Annotated in this window: 1 protein-coding gene; it reads left to right on the top strand. The window is 49.4% G+C overall.

All coding sequences use genetic code 11. From position 1 onward, the window contains the following. Positions 1–30: 30 nt before the first annotated feature. Positions 31–1,115 (top strand): aminopeptidase P family N-terminal domain-containing protein (locus tag R8O70_RS25930; RefSeq protein WP_318184552.1); only part of this gene is annotated, 1,085 nt, incomplete at its 3' end.

The following is a 1,115-nucleotide window of genomic DNA, read 5'->3' as shown; positions in this document are numbered from 1 at the left end:
AAGGAGCGGTAATTTGAAGGAATAAAACAGATGCACAACGATACCCTAAGCCGCGTGAACGCAATTCGCGAATGGCTTGCTCAACACAACATTAATGCCCTACTGATCCCTCATGAAGATGAATACCTGGGTGAATATGTCCCTGCGCACAATGAACGCCTCCATTGGCTAACCGGATTCACAGGCTCTGCAGGCGCAGCCGTGATCACACAAGACAAAGCCGCGATTTTTGTTGATGGCCGCTACACCGTTCAAGTGACCAAACAAGTTCCTAGTGAGTTGTTTGAAGATCGCCACCTAATTGAAGAACCACCATTGGATTGGATTCAAGACAATCTAACCACAAATGCGTCCGTGGCTATCGACCCTCGCATGCACAGTTCGGCTTGGCTAGATATGGCACAAGCAAAACTGGCCGGAAAACTGGAGCTAAACATTCTCTCCGGCAACCCAATTGATGAGCTGTGGCATGACCGCCCTGCACCAGTGGTTTCTGACGTTCGCCTCATGCCAACAAAAGCCGTTGGTCAATCAAGCGAAAGTAAGCGTAAAGAGATCGCTCAACTGGTAGCAAAAGCCGGTGCAGACAGCGCAGTCATCACAGCGCTTGATTCTATTTGTTGGCTATTGAACGTACGTGGCTTGGATGTATCGCGTTTGCCAGTTTTACTGTCGCACGCGATTCTTCATGCCGACTCAAGTGTGGAGTACTTCCTAGATCCCGCTCGCTTACCTGCTGAATTTTCAGCGCACGTGGGCACTGGTGTGACGGTTCATCATCCAGAAGCACTTCAATCACGCCTTGAAGCCATGTCTGGTAAAAAGGTATTGCTCGACCCAGCAATCAGTAACGCATGGTTTAAGTTAGTTCTGCAAAATGCAGGCGCATCGGTTATTGCTGCAGCCGATCCATGTTTAATGCCAAAAGCCGCGAAAAACGAAGTTGAGATTGCGGGCATGAAAGCCTGTCATATCCGCGACGGTGTAGCGATGAGCAAATTCCTTTGCTGGCTAGATGCCGAAGTGGCTGCAGGCAATCTTCATGATGAAGCTACACTGGCTGATCGCCTAGAAGCATTCCGTAAAGAAGACCCAACGCTGATGGATCTGAGCTT

It is taken from the genome of Vibrio sp. 779(2023) (genome assembly GCF_033344285.1).
Taxonomy (GTDB): Bacteria; Pseudomonadota; Gammaproteobacteria; order Enterobacterales; family Vibrionaceae; genus Vibrio; species Vibrio alginolyticus.
This window is presented reverse-complemented; position numbering and strand designations above follow the sequence as displayed.